General features: G+C 72.8%; 21 protein-coding genes. 12 read left to right on the forward strand and 9 right to left on the reverse strand.

The features are described 5' to 3' along the window. Positions 1 to 46: 46 nt before the first annotated feature. Positions 47 to 319 (reverse strand): hypothetical protein, encoded by a 273-nt coding sequence (locus ACFYYJ_RS31900; protein ID WP_389137553.1) that lies wholly within the window; start codon positions 317 to 319, stop codon positions 47 to 49. A gap of 295 nt (positions 320 to 614) precedes the next feature. Here ACFYYJ_RS31900 and mmuM point away from each other — a divergent pair, with 295 nt between their 5' ends. Further along, positions 615 to 1,514 carry a homocysteine S-methyltransferase gene (mmuM, locus tag ACFYYJ_RS31905; RefSeq protein ID WP_389137555.1) on the forward strand — a complete coding sequence of 300 codons (900 nt, stop codon included), beginning with the start codon at positions 615 to 617 and terminating at the stop codon, positions 1,512 to 1,514. A 1-nt stretch (position 1,515) separates the two neighbouring features. Here the strand turns inward: mmuM and ACFYYJ_RS31910 are convergent, their stop codons facing one another. Next, the gene (locus ACFYYJ_RS31910) at positions 1,516 to 2,310 is read right to left on the reverse strand and encodes a hypothetical protein (RefSeq protein WP_389137557.1); all 795 of its coding nucleotides are present in this window, start codon (positions 2,308 to 2,310) and stop codon (positions 1,516 to 1,518) included. Between the two features lie 157 nt (positions 2,311 to 2,467). Between ACFYYJ_RS31910 and ACFYYJ_RS31915 the strand changes: the two genes are divergently transcribed. The 5 genes from ACFYYJ_RS31915 to argF all read left to right on the forward strand — a co-directional run bounded on the left by ACFYYJ_RS31915 (position 2,468) and on the right by argF (position 9,650). Beyond that, complete coding sequence (locus ACFYYJ_RS31915) at positions 2,468 to 3,952, forward strand: 3' terminal RNA ribose 2'-O-methyltransferase Hen1 (RefSeq protein ID WP_385125553.1); 1,485 nt, start codon at positions 2,468 to 2,470, stop codon at positions 3,950 to 3,952. Beyond that, a complete protein-coding gene (locus tag ACFYYJ_RS31920) occupies positions 3,949 to 6,543 on the forward strand; it encodes a polynucleotide kinase-phosphatase (RefSeq protein WP_385359004.1) in 2,595 nt (864 codons plus the stop codon). Before ACFYYJ_RS31915 ends, ACFYYJ_RS31920 begins: the two co-directional genes overlap by 4 nt. Before the next feature lie 199 nt (positions 6,544 to 6,742). Then, entirely contained in the window at positions 6,743 to 7,249 is a 507-nt protein-coding gene (locus tag ACFYYJ_RS31925) for a hypothetical protein (RefSeq protein WP_385125550.1), read from the forward strand. Positions 7,250 to 7,293: 44 nt separating this feature from the next. Further along, positions 7,294 to 8,523 carry an arginine deiminase gene (locus tag ACFYYJ_RS31930; RefSeq protein WP_385125549.1) on the forward strand — a complete coding sequence of 410 codons (1,230 nt, stop codon included), beginning with the start codon at positions 7,294 to 7,296 and terminating at the stop codon, positions 8,521 to 8,523. A 110-nt stretch (positions 8,524 to 8,633) separates the two neighbouring features. After that, the gene (argF, locus tag ACFYYJ_RS31935) at positions 8,634 to 9,650 is read left to right on the forward strand and encodes an ornithine carbamoyltransferase (protein ID WP_385125547.1); all 1,017 of its coding nucleotides are present in this window, start codon (positions 8,634 to 8,636) and stop codon (positions 9,648 to 9,650) included. A gap of 12 nt (positions 9,651 to 9,662) precedes the next feature. Here the strand turns inward: argF and ACFYYJ_RS31940 are convergent, their stop codons facing one another. After that, positions 9,663 to 10,088: an ATP-binding protein gene (locus tag ACFYYJ_RS31940; protein ID WP_385359009.1), complete on the reverse strand. Its 426-nt coding sequence runs from the start codon at positions 10,086 to 10,088 to the stop codon at positions 9,663 to 9,665. Positions 10,089 to 10,259: 171 nt separating this feature from the next. Here ACFYYJ_RS31940 and ACFYYJ_RS31945 point away from each other — a divergent pair, with 171 nt between their 5' ends. Further along, positions 10,260 to 11,087: an enoyl-CoA hydratase family protein gene (locus ACFYYJ_RS31945; RefSeq protein WP_385125543.1), complete on the forward strand. Its 828-nt coding sequence runs from the start codon at positions 10,260 to 10,262 to the stop codon at positions 11,085 to 11,087. A 5-nt stretch (positions 11,088 to 11,092) separates the two neighbouring features. Next, on the forward strand, positions 11,093 to 13,327 hold the full coding sequence (locus ACFYYJ_RS31950) for a bifunctional salicylyl-CoA 5-hydroxylase/oxidoreductase (RefSeq protein ID WP_389137721.1): 2,235 nt from the start codon (positions 11,093 to 11,095) through the stop codon (positions 13,325 to 13,327). Here ACFYYJ_RS31950 and ACFYYJ_RS31955 read toward each other — a convergent pair. The 5 genes from ACFYYJ_RS31955 to ACFYYJ_RS31975 all read right to left on the reverse strand — a co-directional run bounded on the left by ACFYYJ_RS31955 (position 13,311) and on the right by ACFYYJ_RS31975 (position 17,593). After that, positions 13,311 to 13,781 (reverse strand): hypothetical protein, encoded by a 471-nt coding sequence (locus ACFYYJ_RS31955; RefSeq protein ID WP_389137562.1) that lies wholly within the window; start codon positions 13,779 to 13,781, stop codon positions 13,311 to 13,313. The genes ACFYYJ_RS31950 and ACFYYJ_RS31955 overlap by 17 nt on opposite strands. Next, positions 13,778 to 14,617, reverse strand: coding sequence for a GNAT family N-acetyltransferase (locus ACFYYJ_RS31960; RefSeq protein ID WP_389137564.1), 840 nt, complete (start codon positions 14,615 to 14,617; stop codon positions 13,778 to 13,780). The genes ACFYYJ_RS31955 and ACFYYJ_RS31960 overlap by 4 nt, the downstream gene beginning before the upstream one ends. 86 nt (positions 14,618 to 14,703) lie before the next feature. After that, positions 14,704 to 15,114: a hypothetical protein gene (locus tag ACFYYJ_RS31965; RefSeq protein ID WP_385359014.1), complete on the reverse strand. Its 411-nt coding sequence runs from the start codon at positions 15,112 to 15,114 to the stop codon at positions 14,704 to 14,706. A 45-nt stretch (positions 15,115 to 15,159) separates the two neighbouring features. Beyond that, positions 15,160 to 15,960: a PaaX family transcriptional regulator C-terminal domain-containing protein gene (locus ACFYYJ_RS31970; protein ID WP_389137566.1), complete on the reverse strand. Its 801-nt coding sequence runs from the start codon at positions 15,958 to 15,960 to the stop codon at positions 15,160 to 15,162. Between the two features lie 4 nt (positions 15,961 to 15,964). Next, positions 15,965 to 17,593, reverse strand: coding sequence for an AMP-binding protein (locus ACFYYJ_RS31975; RefSeq protein ID WP_385125537.1), 1,629 nt, complete (start codon positions 17,591 to 17,593; stop codon positions 15,965 to 15,967). 120 nt (positions 17,594 to 17,713) lie between these two features. Here ACFYYJ_RS31975 and ACFYYJ_RS31980 point away from each other — a divergent pair, with 120 nt between their 5' ends. Together ACFYYJ_RS31980 and ACFYYJ_RS31985 are read left to right on the forward strand one after the other, a co-directional pair. Continuing rightward, positions 17,714 to 18,841 carry an acyl-CoA dehydrogenase family protein gene (locus ACFYYJ_RS31980; RefSeq protein ID WP_389137569.1) on the forward strand — a complete coding sequence of 376 codons (1,128 nt, stop codon included), beginning with the start codon at positions 17,714 to 17,716 and terminating at the stop codon, positions 18,839 to 18,841. Beyond that, positions 18,838 to 19,236 carry a RidA family protein gene (locus tag ACFYYJ_RS31985; RefSeq protein ID WP_385125535.1) on the forward strand — a complete coding sequence of 133 codons (399 nt, stop codon included), beginning with the start codon at positions 18,838 to 18,840 and terminating at the stop codon, positions 19,234 to 19,236. Before ACFYYJ_RS31980 ends, ACFYYJ_RS31985 begins: the two co-directional genes overlap by 4 nt. Before the next feature lie 97 nt (positions 19,237 to 19,333). Here ACFYYJ_RS31985 and ACFYYJ_RS31990 read toward each other — a convergent pair whose 3' ends face one another. Continuing rightward, on the reverse strand, positions 19,334 to 20,704 hold the full coding sequence (locus tag ACFYYJ_RS31990) for an aminopeptidase P family protein (RefSeq protein WP_389137571.1): 1,371 nt from the start codon (positions 20,702 to 20,704) through the stop codon (positions 19,334 to 19,336). Between the two features lie 196 nt (positions 20,705 to 20,900). On the opposite strand from ACFYYJ_RS31990, the gene ACFYYJ_RS31995 reads away from it, so the two are divergent. Both ACFYYJ_RS31995 and ACFYYJ_RS32000 read left to right on the forward strand, forming a co-directional pair. After that, on the forward strand, positions 20,901 to 23,291 hold the full coding sequence (locus ACFYYJ_RS31995) for a collagenase (protein WP_389137573.1): 2,391 nt from the start codon (positions 20,901 to 20,903) through the stop codon (positions 23,289 to 23,291). A 90-nt stretch (positions 23,292 to 23,381) separates the two neighbouring features. Continuing rightward, a complete protein-coding gene (locus tag ACFYYJ_RS32000) occupies positions 23,382 to 24,521 on the forward strand; it encodes an NAD(P)/FAD-dependent oxidoreductase (RefSeq protein WP_389137575.1) in 1,140 nt (379 codons plus the stop codon). Positions 24,522 to 24,637 lie beyond the last annotated feature (116 nt).

A 24,637-nucleotide genomic window follows, 5' to 3' on the forward strand; every position in this document is an offset into this window, starting at 1 on the left:
GGCCCTGGCGGCACGGGTCCCGCCGCGCGCGACGGGACCCGCCCGGTCAGTACGCCCGGTGCGCCGGGAGCTCGGTCTCGGCGCCGGAGCCGGCGGCCGGAGCGCGGTCCGTGGAGGACTGGAGGTCGGCGTCGAGCTGCGACAGATCGGCGTTCAGTGCCGCCATCAGCTCTTCCATCTGCTGGAGCAGGCCCTTCGGCGCGCCTCCGCCCTGGGCGGGTACCGAGGGTTCCTGGTGTGCGTGGTCGTGCGCTGCCTGTCCGGTCCGTCCGGTCTGGCCGGCGGGTCGGTGTGGCTCCGGCGCGGACTCGTGGGACATGGCGGCCTCCTCGGCCCTGGCCCCTTCCGGGGCGGAAGGGTGCGACGGACGCACCGGCGAAGGGGCCGCCGGCGCGCGGGCCGGGCGGTCCGGCTCCCTCCGAGCAACGATCTCCGTCCGGGCTGGTCACTGGCGGGGTCGGCGACCGACACATCCGGTTGACGAAGATTCACTCGGCAGGGGTGGGCCGTGCGGCAACGCGCGGGCGAACCCGAGTCGCACACGACATACGTCACCATCCGGGACAATGAAGAGGAAGGCCATGTCACCCACACGCCGAACGAGGTAGCACCCGATGCCACGCGCGTCCGGCCCGCTCTCCAGGGCCCTGAAGCACAGGACCCTGCTCCTGGACGGCGGGCTGAGCAACCAGCTCACCGCCCAGGGCTGCGACCTGTCCGGCGGCCTCTGGTCGGCCCGGGTGCTCGTCGAACGGCCCGACCAGGTGGAGGCCGCCCACAGCGCGTACGTGCGCGCCGGCGCCGAGGTGCTGATCACCGCCAGTTACCAGATCGGGTACGAGACCTTCGCCGCCCGCGGCCACGACCGGGCGCAGACCTCCGCCCTGCTGCGCCGCAGCGTCGACCTCGCGGCCCGCGCCGCCGAGGCGGCGGACCACGAGGTCTGGGTGGCCGCCTCGGTCGGCCCGTACGGGGCGGTGCCGGCGGACGGCTCCGAGTACCGGGGCCGGTACGGGCTGAGCGTGCGCGAACTCGTCGCCTTCCACCAGCCCCGCGTCGAGGCCCTGCTCGACGCGGGCCCGGACGTCCTCGCCCTGGAGACCATCCCCGATCCGGACGAGGCCGAGGCCCTGCTGACCGTCCTGGCCCGGACGGGCGCACCGGCCTGGCTGACCTACACCGTCGCGGACGGCCGCACCCGCTCCGGCACCCCGCTCCCCGAGGCGTTCGCCCTCGCCGCGGGCTCCCCGCAGATCATCGCCCTCGGCGTCAACTGCTGCGACCCGGCGGAGGTGCTCCCCGCCCTGGAGGCCGCTGCCGGCGCCACCACGAAACCGCTCGTGGCCTACCCCAACGACGGCTCCGTCTGGGACGCGACCACCGCCACCTGGCACGAGCCCGACACCGAGGCCCCCTGGCCCACCACGGCCTGGCGCAACACCGGAGCCCGCCTCATCGGCGGCTGCTGCCGCATCGGCCCGGTCCGGATCGCGGCGCTGGGCGAGACGTTCTGAGCTACTGACGCCAACGGTTCGGGGCGGGGCCCTTGCAGGTGTAGATCCGCCCGTTGTACGTGCCGGTGGCTCCGGCCGGGGAGCAGAACGCGCCGGGGTGGACGGTGCCGACGCTGCCGGACCCACCCGACGTGCTGCCGGAGCCGCCGGAGGTGCTGCCCGAGTCGTCCTCGTCCACCGTCGGCTTGGGCGTGGGCGTGGGCGTGGCCTTGGGCGTGGACTTCGGTTTCAGGGAGGTGCCCTTCTCGGCCGGGCACGTCGTACCGGCCGCCACGAGGTGGACGCTCGCCGGGACGGACTTCGATGCGAGCGCGGAACCCGCCGCAGGCTCCTGGAAGCACACGACCCACGTCGTGTGGTCGGCCGGCAGCGTCACGTCCGCGTACGCGCTGAGGGCGGTCAACTCGGTGTCGAGCAGGGCCTCCACGGCCTTCTCGGCCCCGGCGAAGGGAGTGCCGACCACCGAGGGCATCGCGGGGGCGGGCGTCGGTGACGGAGCCGCGGCCGCCGGCGCAGAGGACTGGGGCGCGGCCGTCGTCGCGACGGTGGCCGGGGACTTGGCGTCGTCACCCGACTTCTTCGCCGAATCCGGGGTCAGCACGAAGAGCAGGAACCACAGCCCCGACAGGACGGTGGCGATGATCTTCTTCTTCTGGTCCCAGCGGCTCGTCCAGGCCAGTGCGATTCCCGCCGGGGGCAGGAGAACGAGGGCGGTGATGATCAGCGCCGGATGCTGCCACCAACGTCTTAAGGGCTGGGGGGCGTAGGAGTGGGGCTGCTGGTACTGCTGGTACACGGTGCTCCAGGTCTGGGTGAAGACGAATGGATGTTCAAACCCGAGCAGAATGTCAAAATGTGTCAGCCCTTGTGCGGGAAATGAGGAAGTCCCTCACCTGCGGTGTTCGCGCAAAACACGTTGGCCGGGTCGTGAGTGCCGCCCCATACTCGGACGTGTGTTCCTGACGATCTCCACCACCGGTACCCCTGAACGACCCGCGACCGACCTGGGCTTCCTGCTGCACAAGCATCCCGGGAAGATCCAGGCGTTCTCCACCTCCCACGGCAACGCCCACGTGTTCTATCCCGAGGCCACGGCCGAGCGGTGCACGGCGGCCCTGCTGCTGGAGGTGGATCCCGTCGCGCTCGTGCGACGCGGACAGGGCAAGGGACGGGGCGGCGCTCCCGACGCGGCGCTCGCGCAGTACGTCAACGACCGCCCGTACGCCGCTTCCTCACTGCTGGCCGTCGCGCTCAGCGGGGTGTTCCGCAGCGCACTGAAGGGTCAGTGCGCCGCGCGGCCGGAGCTGCCCGAGGAGAAGCGGCCGCTGCGCGTGGAGATTCCCGTGTTGCCCGCACGCGGCGGCGCGGCGCTCGTGCACCGCCTGTTCGACCCGCTGGGCTGGGACCTCGTGGACGTGGAGCCCGTACCGCTCGACGAGCGGTTCCCCGAGTGGGGGGACTCCCGGTACGTGCGCCTCGTACTGGAGGGCGAGCTCAGGCTCGCCGACGCCCTGCGGCAGCTGTACGTGCTGCTGCCGGTCCTCGACGACGCCAAGCACTACTGGATCGCTCCCGACGAGGTCGACAAGCTGCTGCGCGCCGGAGACGGCTGGCTCGCCTCCCACCCCGAGCACGGGCTCATCAGCTCCCGCTACCTGGCCCGCCACAAGCGGCTGACCCAGGACGCGCTGGAGCGCCTGGAGCTGGTACGTCTCGCCGAGTCCGACGGCAGCGAGGTCGAGGAGCTCGACAACGCGGTCGACGACGAGATCGCGGAGCGGTCCGTGCCGCTCGCCGTGCAGCGGCGCGAGGCGATCCTCACCGCGCTGCGGGCCGCGGGCGCGGCACGCGTCCTCGACCTCGGCTGCGGACAGGGGCAGTTGGTGCAGGCGCTCCTCAAGGAGGTGGCGTTCACCGAGATCGTCGGCATGGACGTGTCCGTGCGGGCCCTGAACCTGGCCGCCAAGCGGCTGCGGCTGGAGCGGATGGGCGAGCGGCAGAGTTCGCGCGTCACGCTGTTGCAGGGTTCGCTCGCCTACACCGACAAGCGGCTGGCCGGCTACGACGCGGCCGTGCTGAGCGAGGTCATCGAGCACCTGGACCCGGAGCGGCTGCCCGCCCTGGAGTACGCGGTGTTCGGCTCGGCCCGCCCCCGCGCCGTCCTCGTCACCACCCCGAACGTCGAGTACAACGTCCGCTGGGCGAGCCTGCCCGCCGGGCACGTGCGCCACGGCGACCACCGCTTCGAGTGGACCCGCGAGGAGTTCCGCGCCTGGGCGGACGGCGTCGCGAACCGGCACGGCTACGGCGTCGAGTTCGTCCCCGTCGGCGACGACGACCCCGAGGTCGGTCCGCCGACCCAGATGGCCGTCTTCACCCAGACCGACACCACCCCCGACACCACCACCGAGACCCCGAAGGAGGGCGAGGCAGCATGACCACCGAGACCGACATCGACGCCGACATCGATACCGACGCCGGCACCGAGACCGGGAAGCACCGTGTACTTCCCGTCACCGATCTGTCCCTCGTCGTCCTGATCGGGGCCACCGGATCGGGCAAGTCCACCTTCGCCCGCAAGCACTTCAAGCCGACCGAGGTCATCTCCTCCGACTACTGCCGGGGGCTCGTCTCCGACGACGAGAACGACCAGAGCGTCAGCCGGGACGCCTTCGACGTCCTGCACTTCATCGCCGGCAAGAGGCTGGCCGCCGGGCGCCTGACCGTCGTCGACGCGACGAGCGTCCAGGCCGAGGCCCGCCGGAGCCTGGTCCGACTCGCCCGCGAGCACGACGTACTGCCCGTCGCCATCGTGCTCGACATGCCCGAAGAGGTCTGCGCCGAGCGCAACGCGGCCCGCCCCGACCGGGCCGGACTGCCCCGTGCCGTCATCCAGCGCCACCGCCGCGACCTGCGGCGCTCCCTGCGCGGACTGGAGCGCGAGGGCTTCCGCAAGGTGCACGTGCTGCGTTCCGTCGAGGAGGCCGAGAACGCCGAGGTGGTGCTGGAGAAGCGCTTCAACGACCTCACCCACCTCACCGGCCCCTTCGACATCGTCGGTGACATCCACGGCTGTTCGTCGGAGCTGGAGACGCTGCTCGCCAAGCTGGGGTACGAGGACGGCGTCCACCCCGAGGGCCGCACCGCCGTCTTCGTCGGCGACCTCGTCGACCGCGGCCCCGACAGCCCGGGCGTCCTGCGCCGCGTCATGGGCATGGTGAAGTCCGGCAACGCCCTGTGCGTGCCCGGCAACCACGAGAACAAGCTCGGCCGGTTCCTCAAGGGGTCCAAGGTCCAGCGGACCCACGGGCTCGCCGAGACCATCGAGCAGCTGGAGAAGGAGCCGGAGGAGTTCGTCCGGGAGGTACGGGAGTTCATCCGCGGCCTCGTCAGCCACTACGTGCTCGACGGCGGCAAGCTGGTGGTCTGCCACGCGGGCCTGCCCGAGAAGTACCACGGCCGCACCTCCGGCCGGGTCCGCTCGCACGCCCTGTACGGGGACACCACCGGCGAGACGGACGAGTTCGGGCTGCCCGTGCGCTACCCGTGGGCCGAGGACTACCGCGGCAAGGCCGTCGTGGTCTACGGCCACACCCCGGTCCCCAACACCGCGTGGATCAACAACACGATCTGCCTGGACACCGGCGCGGTCTTCGGCGGGAAGATGACCGCCCTGCGCTGGCCCGAGCGCGAACTGGTCGACGTACCGGCCGAGAAGGTCTGGTACGAGCCGGTCAAGCCGCTCGCCGCCGAGGCGCCCGGCGGCCACGACGGCCGCCCGCTCGACCTGGCCGACGTACAGGGACGCCGGGTCGTGGAGACCCGGCACCTGGGCAACGTCAACGTGCGCGAGGAGAACGCGGCCGCCGCCCTGGAGGTCATGAGCCGCTTCGCGGTGGACCCGCGCCTCGTCCCGTACCTGCCGCCGACCATGGCGCCGACCGAGACGTCCAAGGAGGACGGCTACCTGGAGCACCCGGCCGAGGCCTTCGCCCAGTACCGCAAGGACGGCATCGCCCAGGTCGTGTGCGAGGAGAAGCACATGGGCTCCCGCGCCACCGTCCTGGTCTGCAAGGACGCCGAGGCGGCCCGCGAGCGCTTCGGTGTGGACGGACCCACCGGTTCCGTCTACACCCGCACCGGACGGCCGTTCTTCAAGGACCCCGAGGTCACCGAGGAGGTCCTGACCCGGCTCCGCTCGGCCGTCGCCGACGCCGGCCTCTGGGAGGAGCTCGGCACGGACTGGCTGCTGATCGACGGGGAACTGCTGCCCTGGTCGCTGAAGTCCACCGGCCTGCTGCGCAACCAGTACGCCGCCGTGGGCGCGGCCTCCGGCGCCGTCTTCCCGGGTGCGCTCGCCGCCCTGGAGGCGGCCGCCGCCCGGGGCATCGACACCGGTGAGCTGCTGAACCGCCAGCGCGGCCGGGCCGCCGACGCGGCGGCGTTCACCGAGGCGTACCGGCGCTACTGCTGGACCACCGACGGGCTGGACGGCGTACGGTTCGCGCCGTTCCAGCTGCTGGCGGCGGCCGGGCGTTCGCTGGCCGCCGTACCCCACGACGAGCAGCTGTTCTGGCTGGACCGGCTGGTCGCCGCCGACGAGGCCGCGGGGACCGGGCTGTTGCGCCGCACCGGCCGGATCCTCGTGGACACCGCGGACGAGGCCTCCGTACGGGCCGGCACCGACTGGTGGCTGGAACTGACGGCCGCCGGCGGCGAGGGCATGGTCGTCAAGCCGCTCCAGGCCTACGCCCGGGACGGCAAGGGCCGTCTCGTGCAGCCCGGAGTCAAGGTGCGGGGACGCGAGTACCTGCGGATCATCTACGGCCCGGAGTACACCCGTCCGGACCACCTGGAGCGGCTGCGCGGGCGCTTCCTCGGGCACAAGCGCTCGCTCGCCCTGCGCGAGTACGCGCTCGGTCTGGAATCACTGGACCGGTTGGCCGCGGAGGAGCCGCTGTGGCGGGTCCACGAGGCCGTCTTCGCGGTGCTCGCCCTCGAATCGGAGCCGGTCGACCCCCGGCTCTGACAGAGGGGAATCGACGGCACATGTCGAAGGCATGGGCCGCCGGCCGCCCGGAGCGTCAAGCCGAGACCTCCGGGCGGCCCCTCTTTAGGTCGTATGGGGGAACTTTCGTCGAGAACGCCGGGAAACGACCTGGCGGGATCGTTCATCCAGGGCAGCGGAGTGTCCGCGACCCTGGAAGGACGGAACGTCACCTATGAAGATGACCGCGCGCGGAAGCATTGCGGCGCTCATGACCTGTATGGCGGCGGCCGGCGCTGCCGCCCCGGCCGTCGCCGACTCGGTGCCGGTCGGTGTCCCCCTGGACGCCGTCAAGACCACGCTGGGCGTGGACACCCCCCGCGTGGCCACCGGGATCCCGGTGCCGGTCGTCGGAGCGCCGGAAACGCCGGTCCAGCACATGGGGGACATGCTCCCGACCCCGGTGCTCCCGACGGTCCCGCTCAGCACCGAGCTCGGTCGCACGCTCGTCTCCACGCCCGTCCCGAACGTGCTGGGCGACCCGGCGACGGACGGCGAGGGCTCCCTGACGGCCCCGGACACGGACATGCGCGCGCACACCCCGGGCGCCGTCGTCGGCTCCCCGCTGACGATGCCGAACGCCGCCAACTACGGTCTGCCGGACGTCACGCTGCCCAAGTTGGGGGTGGTCGCCCCGGAACTCGTCGGCGCGCCGTCGGCGCTTCTCGGCCTCACCCCGGCCCGCTGAGCCGACGCCGGGTCAAAGCCGCCCCGTCTGGGAACGTGTACGGCATGGGATTCCACGTCGACTCCGAGACCGGGCGGCTCCGCCGCGTCATCCTCCACCGGCCCGACCTGGAGCTGAAGCGGCTCACACCGAGCAACAAGGACGCGCTCCTCTTCGACGACGTGCTGTGGGTGCGCCGGGCCCGCCAGGAGCACGACGGCTTCGCGGACGTGCTGCGCGACCGGGGGGTCGCGGTCCACCTCTTCGGCGACCTGCTGGTCGAGGCCCTGGACATTCCCGAGGCGCGACATCTCGTACTGGACCGGGTCTTCGACGAGAAGGAGTACGGGCCGCTCGCCACCGACCACCTGAGGTCGGACTTCGACGGGATGTCCTCGGCAGACTTGGCGGAGGCGCTGGTCGGCGGGATGACCAAGCGCGAGTACCTGGAGCGGCACGCGGAGCCGCTGTCGGTGCGCTTCCACGCCCTGGACCTGGACGGCTTCCTGCTGGGGCCGCTGCCCAACCACCTCTTCACCCGGGACACCTCCGCCTGGATCTACGACGGCGTCTCCGTCAACGCGATGCGCTGGCCTGCCCGGCAGCGCGAGACCGTCCACTTCGAGGCGATCTACCGGCACCATCCGCTCTTCACCGCTTCCGGGGCCTTCCACTACTGGTCGCAGGGGCAGGTGGACTACCCCTCGACGATCGAGGGCGGTGACGTCCTGGTCATCGGCAACGGCGCGGTGCTGATCGGGATGAGCGAGCGGACCACCCCGCAGGCCGTGGAGATGCTGGCGCGGGGCCTGTTCGCCGCCGGCTCGGCGCGCAGCATCGTGGCCCTCGACATGCCGAAGCGGCGGGCCTTCATGCACCTGGACACCGTGATGACGATGGTCGACGGAGATACGTTCACCCAGTACGCGGGGCTCGGCATGCTCCGCTCCTACACGATCGAGCCGGGCGACGGTCCGGGCGAGCTGAGGGTGACCGACCACCCTGCCGAGCACATGCACCGCGCGATCGCCGCGGCCCTCGGCCTGGACTCGATCCGGGTGCTGACCGCGACCCAGGACGTGCACTCGGCGGAGCGCGAGCAGTGGGACGACGGGTGCAACGTACTGGCCGTGGAGCCGGGGGTGGTCGTCGCCTACGAGCGGAACGTGACGACCAACACCCACCTGCGCAAGGAGGGCATCGAGGTCATCGAGATCCCGGGCAGCGAGCTGGGCCGGGGCAGGGGAGGGCCGCGCTGCATGAGCTGCCCGGTCGAACGCGACGCGGTGGCCTGAGCCGGGCCGACCGACGGCTCCATGAGGCAGCGATCACTTTTCCGTATATCAATGCAGAGGATCGTATAGACTTCCATCACCCCTTGTCACGATGATGCTGGAGCGACCCCATGGCCACCGACCTCACCGGCCGCAGTTTCCTCAAGGAGCTCGACTTCACCGCCGCCGAGTTCCGCGGCCTGGTCGAGCTCGCCGCCGACCTGAAGGCGGCCAAGAGGGCCGGGATCGAGCAGCGCCAGCTCCGGGGCAGGAACATCTGCCTGATCTTCGAGAAGACCTCGACGCGCACCCGCTGCGCCTTCGAGGTCGCCGCCGCCGACCAGGGCGCCCACACCACCTACCTCGACCCCTCCGGCTCCCAGATGGGCCACAAGGAGTCGGTCAAGGACACCGCCCGGGTGCTGGGCCGGATGTTCGACGCGATCGAGTACCGGGGTGACAGCCAGGACACCGTGGAGGAGCTCGCCGCCCACTCCGGCGTGCCCGTCTTCAACGGTCTCACCGACGACTGGCACCCCACGCAGATGCTGGCCGACGTCCTCACCATGACCGAGCACAGCGCCAAGCCGCTGGAGCGGATCTCCTTCGCCTACCTCGGCGACGCCCGCTTCAACATGGGGAACTCCTACCTGGTGACGGGCGCGCTGCTGGGCATGGACGTGCGGATCGTGGCGCCGAAGGCCTACTGGCCGACCGAGGCGGTGGTGGCCGAGGCGCGCAGGCTCGCGGCGGAGAGCGGTGCGCGGATCACCCTGACCGAGGAGATCGCGGAGGGCGTCGCCCAGGCCGACTTCGTCCTGACGGACATCTGGGTGTCGATGGGCGAGCCCAAGGAGGTCTGGGACGAGCGGATCGCCGCCCTGTCCCCGTACGCCGTCACCATGGACGTGCTGCGGGCCACCGGGAACCCGGACGTGAAGTTCATGCACTGCCTGCCGGCCTTCCACGACCTGGGCACGAAGGTGGGCCGGGAGATCCACGAGAGCCACGGGCTGGAATCGCTCGAAGTGACGGACGAGGTGTTCGAGTCGGAGCACTCCATCGTCTTCGACGAGGCCGAGAACCGGCTGCACACCATCAAGGCCGTACTCGTCGCCACGCTGGCGAAGCCGCAGACCGGCGCATAGTCATACGCGTGGTCACGTGCGCGCGGGAAGGGTGAACCACACCGCCTTGCCGTGCGCGGTGCGACGGTGGCCGCAGGAGGAGCTGAGGGTGCGGATCAGCAGCAGGCCGCGGCCGTGCTCCTGCCAGGGGTCGGGGTGGTGCTCGTCCGGGCGGGCCGTCAGGCCGCCGGGCGGCTGCGGGTCGCCGTCGTGGACCTCGACCTGGCAGCCGTCGTCCAGGAGTTCCACGACCAGTTCGATCGGGGCCTCGCGGTCGGTGTGCTCCACGGCGTTGGCGACCAGCTCCGCGGTCAGCAGTTCCGCCGTGTCGCTGTCGGCGGGCGCGTCGAGTTCGGCGAGCGCGGTGCGGACGAGGGCGCGGGCCATGGGTACGGCGGCCGCGGTGTGGGGCAGGGGGATCCTCCAGGCGGAGAGGTCGGACAAGGTGGAACCCTCCATTCGGTGAGGGTGGTGGCGCCGGAGCCGTGTCAATAGGTACTGGATTCAACGATACGAAGTCGAAATATCTTCCCGCGGGGCGCCCCGGCGGGTGGGTGTGGCGGGTGGGTGCGGCGCGGGCGTGTTGCGCTTCCATGACGGTGGTCAGGATTCGGTGATACCGTCGATGGCGTGAGCCCCTTCACCGGTTCCACAGCAGCGACCGAACGGTGGCACCACCTCCGCCTCACCCGGCAGGACGGCGTCGCCACCGTCACCTTCGACCGCCCCGAGAAGCTGAACGCGCTCACCTTCGGCGCCTACGCCGACCTGCGCGACCTGCTCGCCGAACTGTCCCGCGACCGCTCCGTGCGCGCCCTCGTGCTCGGCGGAGAGGGGCGCGGTTTCTGCTCCGGCGGAGACGTGGACGAGATCATCGGCGCCACCCTGGCCATGGACACCTCCCAGCTCCTCGACTTCAACCGGATGACCGGTCAGGTCGTGCGGGCCATCCGCGAATGCCCCTTCCCGGTCATCGCCGCCGTACACGGCGTGGCCGCCGGAGCCGGAGCCGTCCTCGCGCTCGCCGCGGACTTCCGCATCGCCGACCCCACCGCCCGCTTCGCCTTCCTCTTCACCCGCGTCGGCCTCTCCGGCGGCGACATGGGCGCCGCCTACCTGCTGCCCCGGGTCGTCGGCCTCGGCCACGCCACCCGGCTGCTGATGCTCGGAGAGCCCGTACGCGCCGCCGAGGCCGAGCGGATCGGCCTGCTCAGCGAGCTCACCGAGGAGGGCAAGTCGCTCGTCCGGGCGAACGAACTCGCGCTGCACCTGGCCGCGGGCCCCGTACTCGCCTACGCGCAGACCAAGGCCCTGCTCACCGCCGAACTCGACATGCCGCTGGCCGCGTCGGTCGAACTGGACGCCGCCACCCAGGCCCTGCTGATGAACGGCCGGGACTACGCCGAGTTCCACGCCGCCTTCACCGGGAAGCGGCCGCCGCAGTGGCAGGGCAGGTAGCCGCCATGCGGGTGGCCGTCGTCGGCGGCGGACCCGGCGGGCTCTACACGGCCGCGCTGCTCGCCCGCCAGGGCCACACCGTCGAGCTCTGGGAGCGGGGCGCCCCCGATGACACCTTCGGATTCGGCGTCGTCCTCTCCGACGAGACCCTCGGCGGCATCGAGCGGGCCGACACCGTCGTCCACGCCGCCCTCGGCGCGGAGTTCGTGCGCTGGGACGACGTGGAGATCGTGCACCGGGGCCGACTGCTGACCTCCGGCGGCCACGGCTTCGCCGCCATCGGCCGGCGCCGGCTGCTGGAGATCCTGCACGAGCGCTGCGCCGGACTGGGCGTCCGGCTCCGGTTCCGGACGGCGGCCCCCGACCTCCGCGACCTCTCCGCCTCGTACGACCTGGTGGTCGCCGCCGACGGCGTGCACAGCGCCGTCCGCGAGGCCGGGGCCGCGCACCACCGGCCGTCCGTGACGCCCGGCCGCTGCCGCTACATCTGGCTCGCCGCCGACTTCGCCTTCGAGGCCTTCCGCTTCGAGATCGCCGAGACCGAGCACGGGGTCGTGCAGCTGCACGCCTACCCCTACTCGGCCGACTCCTCCACCGTCATCGTCGAGATGCGCGAAGAGGTGTGGCGGGCCGCCGGTTTCGACCTGTGCGACGAGACCGAGTCCGCCGCCCGCTGCGCCAAGACCTTCAGCGAGGCCCTCCACGGGAGGCCGCTGCGCGGGAACCGCTCCGCGTGGACGCGGTTCCGCACCGTCGTCAACGAGCACTGGTCGCACGGAAACGTGGTCCTGCTCGGCGACGCCGCCCACACCGCGCACTTCTCCATCGGCTCCGGCACCAAACTCGCCGTGGAGGACGCCCTCGCACTCGCCGAAGCGGTGCGCGCACACCCCGACGTACCGACAGCCCTCGCCGCCTACGAGGCCGAACGGCGCCCCGCCGTCGCCAGCACCCAGCGCGCGGCCGCCGCCAGCATGCGCTGGTTCGAGGAGATCGAAGGGTGCGTCGGCCAGCCCGCCCGGCAGTTCGCCTTCAACCTGCTCACCCGCAGTCGCCGCGTCACCCACGACAACCTGCGACTGCGCGATCAGCGGTTCACCCGGGCCGTGGAACGGGACTTCGGCTGCCCGGACGAGAACACCCCGCCGATGTTCACCCCGCTGAGGCTGCGCGGCCTGACCCTGCGCAACCGGGTCGTCGTCTCGCCGATGGACATGTACTCCGCCGAAAGCGGCGTGCCGGGGGACTTCCACCTCGTCCACCTCGGCGCCAGGGCCCTCGGCGGCGCGGGGCTCGTGATGACCGAGATGGTCTGCGTCAGCGAGGAGGGCCGCATCACCCCCGGCTGCACCGGCCTCTGGAACCAGGAACAGGCCGCGGCTTGGAAGCGCATCGCCGACTTCGTCCACACCTCCGCTCCCGGCACCGCGCTAGGCGTCCAGCTCGGACACGCCGGCCGCAAGGGCTCGACCCGGGTGATGTGGGAGGGCATGGACGACCCGCTCCCCGAAGGCAACTGGCCGCTGGTCGCCGCCTCCGCGCTGCCGTACCGGCCGGGCGTCTCGGCCGTCCCGCGCACCCTCGCCGAAGCGGACCTGGCCGCGCTGCGCTCGGAGTTCGCGGCCGCCGCCGTCCGCGCCGCCGACAGCGGCTTCGACCTGCTGGAACTGCACTGCGCCCACGGCTACCTGCTCTCCGGGTTCCTCTCGCCGCTCACCAACCACCGCGAGGACGCCTACGGTGGCCCGCTGGAGAACCGGCTGCGCTTCCCGCTGGAGGTCTTCGACGCGGTCCGCGCCGTCTGGCCCGAGGACCGCCCGATGACCGTCCGCCTCTCCGCCACCGACTGGGCGCCCGGCGGCACCACGCCCGAGGAGGCGGTGCGGATCGCGGCCGCCTTCGCGGAGCACGGCGCCGACGCCATCGACGTCTCCACCGGGCAGGTGGTCGCGGACGAGACCCCCGAGTACGGGCGCTCGTACCAGACCCCGTACGCCGACCGGATCCGGGGCGCCCTCGGCGTCCCCGTCATCGCCGTCGGCGCCATCTCCTCCTGGGACGACGTCAACTCCCTGCTCCTGGCGGGCCGCGCCGACCTCTGCGCGCTGGGCCGCCCCCACCTCTACGACCCCCACTGGACCCTGCACGCGGCCGCCGACCAGTCCTACGAGGGCCCGGCCGCGCCCTGGCCCGCGCCCTACCGGGCGGGCAGCCGCAAGCCGCCTACCGGCCGGGGTTGAGGCACTCGTGGCACAGGCACGGTTGGGGGTGGTGCCAGTCGAGCCAGCGCTCGCTGCGCAGGGCCCTGGCGTGCCGGTCCATGAACGGGGCCGCCTGCGCCGCGTCCGCCTCGGCCGTCGAGCCCCAGAAGTGGGACCACTCGGTGGTCCGGAGCACGACCGGGCTGCGGACGAACTTCGGGCGGAAGGTGTGCAGATGGCGGGTGTGGACGTGCGCCTCGACGTACCGCGGGGAGTTCCGGGGCCGGCCGACGACCTTGCACACGTCCCGGCCGTCCGCGAAACCGTAGACGTACAGCTTGGCGCCGCCCTTGAAGGTCTTCGTGCCCGGGCGCTGACCCTGGCCGCCCTCACCGCAGCGGCGCCACTCCACCACGTTGGCCACCAGCATCCAGCACGGTTCCGGCGGCTGTGGCGGCTCGTCCGGCTCGTCCGGCTCGGTGGGCGTGCTCATGCTGCGACCACCTCGGCCCGGTCCTCGACCGGGGTGTAGCCCAGGCGCAGGTAGACGCCATTGCTCGTCGGGTTCGCCAGGTCCGTGAAGAGCAGCACCTCGGAGGCGCCGGCCGCGTACGCCGCTTCGCTCGCCGCGTGCGTGACCCCGGCGGCGTAGCCGCGGCCGCGGACCGCGGGCGGGGTGTAGACCTGCCCGATGCGGGCGGCCGAGCCGATCGGGCGGCTGAAGGAGGCGAGTGAGACGGGCACCCCGGCATCCTCCCAGAGCAGGACCCCGCCGTACGAGAGCCGGTCGCGCAGGCCGGCCTCGGAGCCCGTGCCCGGCTGGCCCAGCTCCTCGTCGTAGGCCTGGACCCACTCCAGCAGCAGCGGAAGGTCCTCCTCGCCGGCGAGGCGGGCCCGCCCGGACGGCGCGGGATCGGGGTCGACGAGCCCGGCCAGCCGGTAGAGGCGGTTCTCCTCGGCGAGGCGGGACGGCCGCCCCCACGCCGCGGCCAGCGTGTCCGTGTCCCGGCGCCGGGCGCTGATGCCGTCGACCCCGGCGAGCAGCGGTTCGGTGGTCAGGGCGGCCGCGAGGGCGTGCACCGCCTCCTCGGGAAGCGCGCCGAGCTGCAGCGGATACGGCGGGGTGCGCAGCAGGGCCCCGGAGACGGTGCCGTCGGCCCCGGTCCACCAGCCGAAGACCGGATCGGCGTCCCCGTAGACGTGCGGCCCGCGCCGGGCGAGCGCGTCGGCGACGGTGATCAGGAGGGTGTTGGAGACGGGATGGGCGGCCACCGCCGGGCCCGTGGCGGCGAGGTAGGCGTCGAGGTCGGAGCTGAAGGTCCAAGTCATGGCCCATCCTGGCGCGCCGCGGGAACCGCGCGCACCCGGATTTCCGCCCCGGATCCCGTGCCCCGGATCCCGCGTCCCGGTTCACCTCACGAGGGCAGCCACCCCGGCCACCACGGCGGCACGTTGCCCGGCCCGCACCTCTCCGGGTTCCCGGGATACCCGTCGAGGGTGCCGCGCACGGCGAAGTACAGCACCGTCAGACCCGCCAGTACGACCAGTACCGTGCCCAGCTGCAGTGCCACGGCCTGCCGGTCCAGGAGGAAGGCCACGAGCAGGGCCACCACACCGAAGACCACGGCCAGCGGCAGGAGCGTGAGGGAGAGCTCCAGGCGGCCGCCCGCGTGAGCGCCGGCGTCGCAGTACTCCCGGGACCGGGAGGCCAGGGAGACGGCCGCGCAGCCCGCCGCGAGGCCGGCGAGCAGCGCGGGGCCCAGGGTCAGGCAGCGCTTCCTGAAAGAGGGCCTCTTCGGGGAGGGGCGCGCAGCGCGTGGCGTCATGCTCCGCTCGACGATCCCCGGCCCCTCACGGTTGCGCGGACCGCCTCACGGTTGTGCGAAGAGCGTGCCCCGGTCCCACAGGCGGGCGTGCAGCTCGGCGAAGACGGCCGCCGCGCGGTCGCCCGGCCAGTCCGCCGGAAGCAGGTCGCGGGGCAGGCCCGGGTCCGCGTACGGGAGCCGCCGCCAGCTGTCCAGGGCGAGCAGATAGCCGCGGTAGGCCTCCTCCGGGGTCGGCTCCGGGCCCGACCGCAGGGCGCGCAGGGCGGGGCCGTGCCGGTCCAGGAACTCCTCGTGCTGCTTGGCCAGGGCGGCCAGGTCCCACCAGCGGGCCACCGCCTCCGCGGTCGGCGCGAAACCGAGGTGGGCGCCGCGGAACAGCTCCACGTACGGCGTCAGCCGCAGCCGCTCCAGCGTGTGCGCGGTCTCCTCCGTGAGCCGGGCCGGGGCGATCCACACGCCCGGCGCCACCGATCCGAAACCGAGCCGGGCCAGCCGAGAGCGCAGCAGGTGCCGCTTGCTCCGCTCCTGCTCCGGCACGGAGAACACCGCCACCAGCCAGTCCTCGGAGGGCTCCGGGCTGCCGTAGATGCGCCGGTCCCCGTCGTCCAGCAGCTGCTGCGCCTCGTCGGAGAGCACGTACGCGGCCGAGCCGTCCGCCGCGCGCTCGGGCAGCAGGAAGCCGCGCCGCTTCAACCGGGACACCGACGAGCGGACCGACGGGGGGTCCACGCCGGCCGCGCCCAGCAGGCGGATCAGCGCGGACACCGGGACCGGTCCCTCGAAGGCCCGCCCGTAGGCGCCGTAGAACGTGACGATCAGAGATCGCGGGGTGTGCTGCTCGACCACGGGTTCATGCTAGATCGCGCAGCCGGAAGCGTTGCAGCTTGCCGGTCCCGGTGCGGGGGAGCTCGGAGAGAAAGACGAAGACGCGCGGGCACTTGTGCGGGGCCAGCTCGGCCCGCATGAAGGCGCGCAGTGCCTCCTCGGTCAGCGTCGCGCCCTGCCGGGGCACGGTGTACGCCACCACGATCTGGCCGCGTCGCTCGTCCGGGCGGCCCACCACGGCGGCCTCGGCCACGTCGGGGTGGCGCAGCAGGGCCTCCTCCACCTCCGGGCCGGCGATGTTGTAACCGGACGAGATGATCATGTCGTCGGCGCGGGCCACGTAACGGAAGTAGCCGTCGGCGTCGCGGACGTAGGTGTCCCCGGTCAGGTTCCAGCCGTCCCGTACGTACTCCGCCTGGCGCGGGTCGGCCAGGTAGCGGCAGCCCACCGGGCCGCGTACGGCCAGCAGCCCCGGCTCGTCGTCGGCCACGGGCATCCCTGCCTCGTCCACCACCCGCGCCTCCCAGCCCGGTACCACCCGGCCGGTGGTGCCGGGCCGGATGTCCTGGTCGGCGGACGAGATGAAGATGTGCAGCAGCTCGGTCGCCCCGATGCCGTTGATGATCCGCAGGCCCGTGCGCGCGTACCAGGCCCGCCAGGTGGTGGCGGGCAGGTTCTCCCCGGCGGACACGCAGCGCCGCAGCGCGGAGAGGTCGTACATGCCCACGTGGTACGGGCCCAGGGCGTCCAGCATCGCCCGGTAGGCGGTGGGCGCCGTGAACAGCACCGTCACCCGGTGCTCGGCGAGGGAGGGCAGCAGCCGCCGCGGCACCGCGTCCTCCAGCAGCAGCGCGCAGGCGCCGGCCCGCAGCGGGAAGACGACCAGCCCGCCGAGACCGAAGGTGAAGCCGAGGGGCGGGCTGCCCGCGAAGACGTCGTCGGGGCGCGGGCGCAGCACGCTCCGGGAGAAGGTGTCGGCCACGGCGAGCAGGTCGCGGTGGAAGTGCATGCAGCCCTTGGGCCGGCCCGTGGTGCCGGAGGTGAAGGCGATCAGGGCCACGTCGTCGGCGGAGGTCGGGACGGCCTCGAACGGCTCGGTGTGTCTCTCGGCGAGCCGGAGCAGGTCGTCCTCGGTCCCGCCGCCGTACGGGGTGATCCGCAGCCCCGGCACCTCCGCCTTGACCAGGTCGTCCAGTACGCCCGCGTGGCACAGCGCGTACTGGACCCGGGCCATCGAGCAGACCGTGGCCAGCTCCTGCGCGCGCTGCTGGGGCAGTACGGTCACCGCCACCGCGCCCGCCTTCATCACAGCGAGCCAGCACGCGGCGAGCCAGGGGCCGGTGGGCCCGCGCAGCAGCACCCGGTTGCCGGGGACGACGCCGAGGTCGGTCGTGAGCACGTGCGCGATCCGGTCCACGCGCCCGCGCAGCTCCCCGTACGTCCACACCTCGCCCGAACCGCTGCGGAAGGCGGGTCGGCCGGGGCCCTCGGGCCCGAACCGGGCGATGGTGGCGTCGAGCAGCTCGGCCCCGCAGTTGAGGCGGTCCGGGTAGGCCAGTTCGGGCAGCTCGAAGAGGAGTTCCGGCCACGCGTCCGCGGGTGGCAGATGGTCGCGGGCAAAAGTGTCGGTGTGAGCGGAAGGCTTCAGGTCCAAGGCGGGTTCGCCCCCTTGTGACGGTCCCGGGTGGGGTGGAGCGGCCGTGCGGTCACCGCCACGAGCGTATCGTGATGGTGACGGCAGTCAACAGGACGCGATAGAAGCGGGGGTGTTCGGATGAACGGATTCGCGCTCGGGGCGGACCAGGAGGAGTGGTGCGGGCGGTTGCGCGCACTGTCGGCCGACCGGCTGCGGCCGCTGGCGGAGAAGGGGGAGCCGGGCCGGGTCAACCGGCCGCTGCTGGCGGCGCTGGGGGAGTCGGGCCTGCTGGAACGGGTGTTCACGGCCGGGGCGCTGGAGCTGTGCCTGCTCCGGGAGTCGCTCGCCTACGGTTGCACGGAGGCCGAGACGGCGCTCGCCCTCCAGGGGTTGGGTGCCTACCCCGTCCTGCGGGCGGGCAGCGACGAACAGCGGGAGCGGTGGCTGCCGAGGGTCCGTGCGGGGCGGGCGGTGGCGGCCTTCGCGCTGAGCGAGCCCGGAGCGGGCTCGGACGCGGCGGCGCTGGAACTGGCGGCGGCGCCGGCCCCCGGCGGCGGCTGGCTGCTGAGCGGTGAGAAGCGCTGGATCTCCAACGCCCCGGAGGCGGATTTCTACACCGTCTTCGCCCGGACGGGTGAGGGGCCGGGGGCCAAGGGGGTCTCCGCCTTCCTGGTCCCCGCCGACCGGCCCGGACTCTCCGGCGAGGCCCTGGACATGCTCTCCCCGCACCCCATCGGCGCCCTCGCCTTCGACGGGGTCCCGGTCGGCCCGGATGACCTCCTCGGCGAGGCGGGCCGGGGCTTCCGCGTCGCGATGGACACCCTGAACCTCTTCCGGCCCAGCGTCGGCGCCTTCGCGGTGGGCATGGCCCGGGCCGCGCTCGACGCCACCCTCGCCCACACGGCGGGCCGCACCGCCTTCGGCGGCACCCTGAGCGACCTCCAGGCGGTCGCGCACCGGGTGGCGGAGATGGCCACCCGCACGGAGGCGGCCCGGCTGCTGGTGTACGCGGCCGCCGGGGCGCACGACGGGGGAGCGGGCGACGTGCCGCGCCGGGCGGCGATGGCGAAGCTGCTGGCCACGGAGACGGCCCAGTACGTCGTGGACCACGCGGTCCAACTGCACGGCGCGGTCGCGCTCCAGCGGGGTCACCTGCTCGAACACCTCTACCGGGAGGTGCGGGCGCCGAGGATCTACGAGGGGGCGAGCGAAGTGCAGCGTTCGATCATCGCGAAGGAGCTCTACCGGACGGTGGCGGCCGGATGAGCCCCGAGAGGATCAACCCGGTGGAGCTCTCGCCGGCGACGGGCTTCTCCCACGCGGTGGTGGCGACCGGCTCGCGGCTGGTGTTCCTGGCCGGCCAGACCGCGCTGGACGGCGCCGGCAAGGTGGTGGGGGAGGGCCTGGTCGAGCAGTTCGAGGTGGCGCTGTCCAACCTCCTGTCCGCCCTGGCCGCCGCGGGCGGCTCCCCGCAGGACCTGGCCCGGGTGACGGTGTACGCGGTGGACGTGGCGGCGTACCGCGAGCACGCGGCCGAACTGGGCCGGACCTGGCGGCGGTTGGCGGGCCGGGACTACCCCGCGATGGCGGTGATCGGCGCGGTCCGCCTGTGGGACGAACAGGCCCTCGTCGAACTGGACGGCTTCGCGGTCCTCCCGTAGCCCGCGCGGCCGCTCGGCCCCGCCGGTCGGACCGGCGGGGCCGTACGTCCGCCCCGTGCGTGGGCGGAGACCCGCGCCGGCCGCCCACCGGGGTGGACTAGCCGCCCAGAAGTCGGCCCATCCACTCCTCGATGTCCGCCACCGTGCGCGGCAGCGCGTTCGACATCAGGCGGGCGCCGTTCGCCGTGATCACCAGGTCGTCCTCGATGCGGACGCCGATGCCGCGCAGTTCCGTCGGGAGGGTCTCGTCGTCCGGCTGGAGGTACAGGCCCGGCTCCACGGTCAGGACCTGGCCCTCCTCCAGCACGCCGTCCAGGTAGGTCTCCGAGCGGGCCTTCGCGCAGTCGTGGACGTCCAGGCCCAGCATGTGGCCGCTGCTGCAGAGGGTGTAGCGCCGGTGTCGGTCGCCCTCGGCGTCCTTGAGGACGCCCCAGTCCGCCAGGCCCTCGGCGATCACCCGCATCCCGGCCCGGTGGAAGTCGCGGAAGCTCGCGCCGGGGCGCAGCGCCGCCATGCCCGCCTCCTGGGCGGCCAGGACCAGTTCGTACACCTGCCGCTGGACGGGGGAGAAGCGTCCCGACAGCGGGAGCGTGCGGGTGATGTCCGCCGTGTAGAGGGTGTCGGTCTCCACGCCCGCGTCCAGGAGCAGGAGTTCGTCCCCGTTCAGCCGGCCGTCGTTGCGGATCCAGTGCAGGACGCACGCGTGCGCGCCCGAGGCGGCGATCGTGTCGTACCCCGTTCCGTTGCCCTCGGCGCGGGCGCGCAGGCCGAACACCCCCTCGATCCAGCGCTCCCCGCGCGGATGGGCCAGGGCGTGGGGCAGGGCCCGTACGACGTCCTCGAAGCCGGCCGTCGTGTGGTCGACGGCCAGTTGGAGCTGCCCGACCTCCCAGGCGTCCTTCACCAGGCGCAGTTCGGACAGGGCGGCGGCGAGTTCGGCGTCGGCGGAGGAGTCGCGGCCCGCCGGTGAGCCCAGGGCGTCCAGGTGGGCGCAGCGCAGGCCGGTCAGGCGTTCCGCCTCGGCCAGGTCGGGGCGGCGGCCCACCCAGAACTCCCCGTACCGGCGGTCCCGGTAGAACTCCTCGGTCCCGTCCGAGCGCGAGGAGCGCGGTCGCAGGTACAGGACGGCCTCGTGTCCGTGCGGGCCCGAGGGCTCCATGACCAGGACGTGGCCCACCTGGTCCTCACCGGTCAGCCCGGTAAGCCAGGCGTACGCGCTGTGCGGGCGGAAACGGTGGTCGCAGTCGTTGGAGCGGACCTTCAGCTCACCGGCGGGGACGATCAGCCGCTCGCCCGGGAAGAGCGCCGACAGCCGGGCCCGGCGGCCGGGCGTGACGGCGTACGGGGGTACGCGTACGGAGTCCGGGAGCGGGGACGGAGCCCAGTCGCCCGCCATGAACCGGGACAACTCGGGGGATACGGGCAGGTCGTGGCTGCCCGTATTGAGGCGCGAGGGGGTGTCGGTCACGGGGGCTCCCTCAAGAAGAAGCGAACTGATGGGCGCACAGGTCTTGTCAGTGCAATTTCACATTACTATGTTACAGCTCACACCGCGGCACGTTAATCCCCGTCAAACGCCGTGTGACCCGGGGCAGTTGGCCCGGGCATTCCACGCACCACCCCCCACGCACCACCCCCCACTTCTCTCCACACAGGAGTCCTCGGTGTTCAAGCACAAAACCGTGCGTTCGGCCCTGCTCGCCTCCGCCGTGACGGTCACCCTCCTCGCCTCCGCGGGCCAGGCGGTGACCCAGGCCGCAGACCAGGGGGCCGCAGCCGCCGCGGGCAGTCCGGCGGCCGGCACCTTCTCCGGTGGGGCCCCGGCCGCGAACCCGTTCGACGAGGTCGACCGCGTCGCCCACGCGAAGCCCGACACCCCGGCGGACGCCCAAGCCCCCGGTGGGAAGGACCTCGCGGGGAAGGTCCCCGGGGCCGCCACCGCCGCCCCGGCCGCCACCGCGTCCTCCGAGCGCGTCGAGAAGAACGGCAAGGGCGCCGCGCAGGCGGCCCCCACCGCGAGAAGCGTCGCCGCCGGCGTGCCCTGCACACTCGACGGGATCACGGGCCTCGGCCCGGAGCAGTTCGCCGACTTCCTCGCCGACCAGGCCGTGCTCGCCGACGGATGCCTGCGCGGGCTCATCTGGACCTGGGACGCCCGCCTGGCCCCGGTGATGTCGGACGCCCACGTCCAGGCCGTCTCCCGCCGGATATCCGCCCTGGCCGCCGCGCACGACGGCCGCAACTCCTCCCACCTGGAGGAGATGTTCACCTACCTGCACGCGGTCGCCTACCACGACTACTCGCGCTCCGAGATCGACGTCACCGACGCCCCGACCGTGGGCGCCATGCGCCAGGCCATCGCCGACTTCGCGGGCGCCGCCCACACCTTCGACGTGACCCCCACCAACGCCCGCACCCTGCGCGAGGCCCTCTACGCGGGCAGCGCGCCGGGTCTGCGCCAGCACCAGCTCGGCCTCATCAAGAAGGTCCTGGCCACCATGGACCCGGCCCACCCGGCCACCAACCTCGACGCCGGCTGGGCGGGAGCCGCCCTCTCCGCCCTCTCCGTCAACTACCTCGGCGTCTACCCGGGCAACCAGGACGCCGCCTTCCACGCCGCCGTCGCCGCGGACCCCGCCTACCGGGCGACCTTCAAGGCCTTCTCGACCTACATCCACCTCAAGGGCACGGGCAACGCCTGGGTGGCGCGCGACGCCCTCGGCGAGTACGGCCGGTTCGGCCAGGTCGCGGGCCTCCAGGAGCAGGTCGTCGCCGACCTCGGCGCGATGCTGGAGCCGGTCAAGAGCGGCCTGGGCACCGAGCCCTGGGCCAAGGTCGTCTCGTGGCTCAACTTCTACAACGCGTGCAAGCCGTACGGGGTCTGCAAGGAGGACATCGAGAAGCAGCTCTTCCCGAACACCTACACCTACGACAACGGCGCCATCAAGGTCCGCACCGCCCTCGACCGGGCCACCGTCGACCAGCTCTACTACGCGAGCAAGCAGGTCAAGACGCAGTTCCACCGGGTCCTGGGCACCGACCAGCCGCTCGCCGGAGACCCCAACAGCACGCTGAACATCGTCCTCTACGCCTCCCGCGCGGACTACGAGAACTACCACCCCATCCTGACCGGCTACGGCACCAACAACGGCGGCATCTACATCGAGAACGGCGCCACCTTCTACACCTACCAGCGCCGCGTCCCGCAGGACTCCTCCCTCACCCTGGAAGAGCTCTTCCGCCACGAGTACACGCACTACCTCAACGGCCGCTTCGCCGTCCCCGGCACCTTCGGTCAGGGCGACTGGTACCAGGGCGACCGTACGACCGCGATGGACGAGGGCACCGCCGAGTTCTTCGACGGCTCCACCCGCGACAACGGCATCGCCGTCCGCAAGTCCCTGGTCCGCGGCATCATCAACGACACCGCCGGCGGCGGCCCGCGCATGAGCGTCGACCAGCTCCTGCACGCCACCTACGACGGCGACGGCTTCCGCTTCTACAACTACGCGGGCACGTTCTTCGAGTTCCTCTGGACCGAGAAGCCCTCGCTGCTGCGGGAGATGTACACGTACATGCGGGGCAACGACGTGGCCGCGTACGACGCCTGGCGCCACCGGATGGGCGCGGACACCTACCTCCAGCGCGACTACGACCGCTTCCTGGACGCGCAGATCGCCAAGGTCGACCAGCTCTACGTGCCGAACACCGTCTTCACCCCCAACGGGCAGCTGCGCGACTCGGCGCTCGCCGACGTGAAGTCCTCCTTCGCCACGGCCACCTACAACACCCCGGACTGCGTGGAGAACGGGGACCCCGGCAAGCGCCGCTTCACCTGTACCGGGCGCATCACCGCGAACCTGAAGAACTGGCGCAGCGACGACCAGAACTTCAAGGACATGTCCGAAACGGTCGACTACTTCATCCTCGACCGCGCGGGCGCGGCCTCCAACAACCTCGCCGACATGAACTGCTCCTTCGGTCCGCTGGAGATCTGGAGCAACAAGGTCGCGGGCACGTCGAGTTACAGCTGTGAGGGCCCGCTCCGCAGCTGATCCGCACCGGCCCGCCCGGTCCGGTCCCGCACCCGAAGTGGGTGCGGGACCGGCCTGGGCAGCCACTGAAGAATGTGACATATTACTGTCGTGCTCAAGAGACACTCCCTGGACGCCGTCATCATCGGCGCCGGCGTCGTCGGAGCGGCCTGTGCCTACTACGCGGCCCGCGCCGGACTCTCCGTGGCGGTCGTCGACCGCGGCCCCGTTGCGGGCGGTACGACCGGCGCCGGCGAGGGCAACCTGCTCGTCTCCGACAAGGAGGCCGGCCCGGAGCTCGACCTGGCCCTGCTGTCCACCCGCCTCTGGCGCGAACTCGCCTCCGCCCTCCCCCGGGAGACCGAGTACGAGCCCAAGGGCGGCCTCGTCGTCGCCTCGGCCCCGGCCGCGGTGGACGCGCTGCGCACCTTCGCCGAAGGGCAGCGCAAGGCGGGCGCCCTGGCGGTCGAGGTGCCGGCGGACGCCCTCCACGACCTGGAACCCCGTCTCGCCCCCGGCCTGGCGGGCGGCTTCCACTACCCCCAGGACGCGCAGGTCCAGCCGGCCCAGGCGGCGGCCCGCCTGCTGGCCGCCTCCGGAGCCGAGCTCCACCTCGGGGAGGAGGTGACGGAGGTCCTGCTGGACGCCGCGGGCGCGGTACGGGGCGTCCGTACCCCGCGCCGGGACCTGCTCGCCCCCGCCGTCGTCAACGCGGCCGGAACCTGGGGCGGCCGCATCGCCGAACTCGCCGGGGTGGAGCTGCCGGTCCTCCCGCGCCGCGGCTTCGTCCTGGTGACCGAACCGCTGCCGAGGGTGGTCCGGCACAAGGTCTACGCCGCCGACTACATCGCGGACGTGGCCAGCGGATCCGCCTCGCTCCAGTCCTCCGCGGTGGTGGAGGGCACCCCGTCCGGCCCGGTCCTGATCGGCGCCACCCGCGAACGCGTCGGCTTCGACCGCTCGCTGTCCACGGAGGCCCTGCGCCGTCTCGCCTCGCAGGCGGCGGCCCTCTTCCCGGTGCTGGCGGACGTGCGCGTCCTGCGGACCTACCACGGCTTCCGGCCGTACCTCCCGGACCACCTGCCGGCGATCGGTCCGGACGCGCGGCGGCCCGGGCTGTTGCACGCGTGCGGGCACGAGGGGGCGGGCATCGGGCTGGCGCCGGCGACGGGGCTGCTGATCGCGGCGGCCCTCACGGGGGCCGACCCCGTGCTGCCGCTCGCCCCGTTCCGCCCGGAGCGGTTCACGTGAGCCGGGCCGGATGGCTGCCGCTGCGCGGGGCCTTTCCCCCACCCCGCCCCTTCCCGAAACCGGGCTCTGCCCGGACCCGGTCCTCAAACTCCCCCAGCTACCGCTGGGAGGTGCCC

The sequence above is a fragment of the Streptomyces sp. NPDC002467 genome, from assembly GCF_042889825.1.
Lineage (GTDB): Bacteria > Actinomycetota > Actinomycetes > Streptomycetales > Streptomycetaceae > Streptomyces.

Excerpts from the sequence above, each read along its gene's own strand:
- ACFYYJ_RS31900 (WP_389137553.1), bottom strand. The coding sequence starts at position 319 with ATGTCCCACGAGTCCGCGCCGGAGCCACACCGACCCGCCGGCCAGACC.
- mmuM (WP_389137555.1), top strand. The coding sequence starts at position 615 with ATGCCACGCGCGTCCGGCCCGCTCTCCAGGGCCCTGAAGCACAGGACC.
- ACFYYJ_RS31920 (WP_385359004.1), top strand. The coding sequence starts at position 3,949 with ATGACCACCGAGACCGACATCGACGCCGACATCGATACCGACGCCGGC.
- ACFYYJ_RS31925 (WP_385125550.1), top strand. The coding sequence starts at position 6,743 with ATGACCGCGCGCGGAAGCATTGCGGCGCTCATGACCTGTATGGCGGCG.
- ACFYYJ_RS31930 (WP_385125549.1), top strand. The coding sequence starts at position 7,294 with ATGGGATTCCACGTCGACTCCGAGACCGGGCGGCTCCGCCGCGTCATC.
- argF (WP_385125547.1), top strand. The coding sequence starts at position 8,634 with ATGGCCACCGACCTCACCGGCCGCAGTTTCCTCAAGGAGCTCGACTTC.
- ACFYYJ_RS31940 (WP_385359009.1), bottom strand. The coding sequence starts at position 10,088 with ATGGAGGGTTCCACCTTGTCCGACCTCTCCGCCTGGAGGATCCCCCTG.
- ACFYYJ_RS31950 (WP_389137721.1), top strand. The coding sequence starts at position 11,093 with ATGCGGGTGGCCGTCGTCGGCGGCGGACCCGGCGGGCTCTACACGGCC.
- ACFYYJ_RS31955 (WP_389137562.1), bottom strand. The coding sequence starts at position 13,781 with ATGAGCACGCCCACCGAGCCGGACGAGCCGGACGAGCCGCCACAGCCG.
- ACFYYJ_RS31960 (WP_389137564.1), bottom strand. The coding sequence starts at position 14,617 with ATGACTTGGACCTTCAGCTCCGACCTCGACGCCTACCTCGCCGCCACG.
- ACFYYJ_RS31965 (WP_385359014.1), bottom strand. The coding sequence starts at position 15,114 with ATGACGCCACGCGCTGCGCGCCCCTCCCCGAAGAGGCCCTCTTTCAGG.
- ACFYYJ_RS31980 (WP_389137569.1), top strand. The coding sequence starts at position 17,714 with ATGAACGGATTCGCGCTCGGGGCGGACCAGGAGGAGTGGTGCGGGCGG.
- ACFYYJ_RS31985 (WP_385125535.1), top strand. The coding sequence starts at position 18,838 with ATGAGCCCCGAGAGGATCAACCCGGTGGAGCTCTCGCCGGCGACGGGC.